This window comes from Streptomyces sp. NPDC048191 (assembly GCF_040652655.1).
GTDB lineage: Bacteria > Actinomycetota > Actinomycetes > Streptomycetales > Streptomycetaceae > Streptomyces.
Window position 1 is genome coordinate 1 of sequence record NZ_JBEZMO010000093.1, and the last position, 1,681, is coordinate 1,681.

Sequence of the window (1,681 nt, forward strand, 5' to 3'; positions counted from 1 at the left end):
GTTCAGGCTCCTGCCCGGCGGGCGTCAGATACGGCGCCCGCCGTGACCGACCTTGGACCCGTCACCTGGCCACCTGCCCGGATCAGGACCCAGCGTCTCGTGCTCCGCAGAGTCCGAGGCCCGGGATCGTGCGGTGTTCATCTAGTGCCGCATCAGGCAACGTTCGCCCTGTCGACCACTTTGCGTAGGCGTTCGTCGGCGGCGTGCTTGTTCCGCCAGATGACGTAGCGGCGGATCATGCTGCCCTGCTCCTTGTGGGTGGCATGGTCGGTGCCGTCCAGGGCGAAGTACCGCAGGGCGGTGAACTGGGCCTCGCGGTTCAGCCACGAACTGTTGGTCGGGGTGTAGGCGAATTCGACGTTGTTCGCCGCGGCCCACTCGCCGACTCGGTGTCCTTCTTCGTGCTCAGGTGCGGAGAGAAGTTGTCCAGGACGATCGCGATGCGGACCTTGGGCGGGTAGAGGCTGCGCAGGTAACGGCAGAACTCCAGGAACCTCGTGCGGTGCTTTCTCGGCTTGATGTGGCCGTAAAGCTGGTCTTTGCCCAGGTCGTAGGCGGCGAACAGGTGGCGGACCCCGTGTGGGCGGGTGTAGGTCGCCCGCCGCCGCGGGCGCGGCTCGCGGTGGGGGTTCTTGTGCTTCCCGCCATGCTCGGCCCACTGCCGCCCGGGGTGGGTCTGGAGGTTGAGCGGCCCGAACTCGTCCACCCTCTCGGCGACCAGGAAGTCGGCCAGCTTGGCCAGGCTCCAGGTCGAGCACGGCCTGCCGTGCTCGGCCTGGCTTCGACTTGGCGATTTTCTTGATCTCCCGGCGTTCGGGGAGGGTGACGGTTCTTGGACGGCTGCCCCGGTACTTCGGGTAGAGCGACTCGAAGCCGTCGGCGTTGAAGTTGTGGTCACATCCCGGACCCGGTCCGCGCTGGTGAACGTCACCTCGGCGATCTTCGCCACGGGCATGCCCTGCGCGGACAACAGCACCATCTGGGCCCGTCGCCAGGTCACCACCGAACCGGTGCCCCTGCGCACGATCCGCAGCAGCCGCCTGCCCTCGTCATCATCGATTTCGCGGACGCGTACTCGCTCTGCCACCCGCACAGCTTGACGGCCCGGGCCACCCGAGCGGCCACGCGGCAGCGCTTCACATCATCAAAGGGCAGATGCCGCCTGGTGAGGCGCAGTAGTCTCCAGGTGTGCTCGCACACATGTACGTTGAGAGAAGCGCGGTCCCCTATGTGATGATCCTTGTCATTGCTGCACCATTGGCCCTCGCGGCATTGCCGTTTGCGGTCATCGAACTCGTTCCGCCGTTGCGGAAGAAGTACAGCCCGGCACGCGGAAAAGACCCAATTGATCAGAAACTGAATTCCTGTGGCTGGTACATCGCAGTCCTGGCCCTATCGGGACTGGTTGCGCTGGGTATATGGGGGCTGGTCACACGTCTCTGAACCTCCAACTGGAGGTTCGACGTCACTTCCGCTTGCTTACCACTCGGTTGAGGACCACCGCTGATCAGGTAGTCGCCTTCAGGAGGTTGTTGATCCAGATCATCGAGGCACGGAGGTGGAGGCCGGCGAGTTAGCTCTCGGGGGTCTTGTCGTATCGAGTCGCGATTCCCCGCCATGCCTTCAGCTTGTTGATCAGGCGCTCGACGGTGTTCCGTTCTTTGTAGAGATCGGCGTCGTG

General features: G+C 64.4%; 1 protein-coding gene and 3 pseudogenes. 2 read left to right on the forward strand and 2 right to left on the reverse strand.

Annotation, left to right across the window (positions count from 1 at the left end):
- Positions 1-42: 42 nt before the first annotated feature.
- Positions 43-142: pseudogene (locus AB0D93_RS41540) on the forward strand (GNAT family N-acetyltransferase); the annotation flags it as partial.
- 10 nt (positions 143-152) lie between these two features.
- On the opposite strand, the pseudogene AB0D93_RS41545 reads toward AB0D93_RS41540, so the two are convergent.
- Positions 153-1,087, reverse strand: a pseudogene (locus AB0D93_RS41545) (helix-turn-helix domain-containing protein).
- A 101-nt stretch (positions 1,088-1,188) separates the two neighbouring features.
- Here AB0D93_RS41545 and AB0D93_RS41550 point away from each other — a divergent pair.
- Positions 1,189-1,443 carry a hypothetical protein gene (locus AB0D93_RS41550; protein WP_362131968.1) on the forward strand — a complete coding sequence of 85 codons (255 nt, stop codon included), beginning with the start codon at positions 1,189-1,191 and terminating at the stop codon, positions 1,441-1,443.
- A gap of 130 nt (positions 1,444-1,573) precedes the next feature.
- Here the strand turns inward: AB0D93_RS41550 and AB0D93_RS41555 are convergent.
- Positions 1,574-1,681: pseudogene (locus tag AB0D93_RS41555) on the reverse strand (IS5/IS1182 family transposase); the annotation flags it as partial.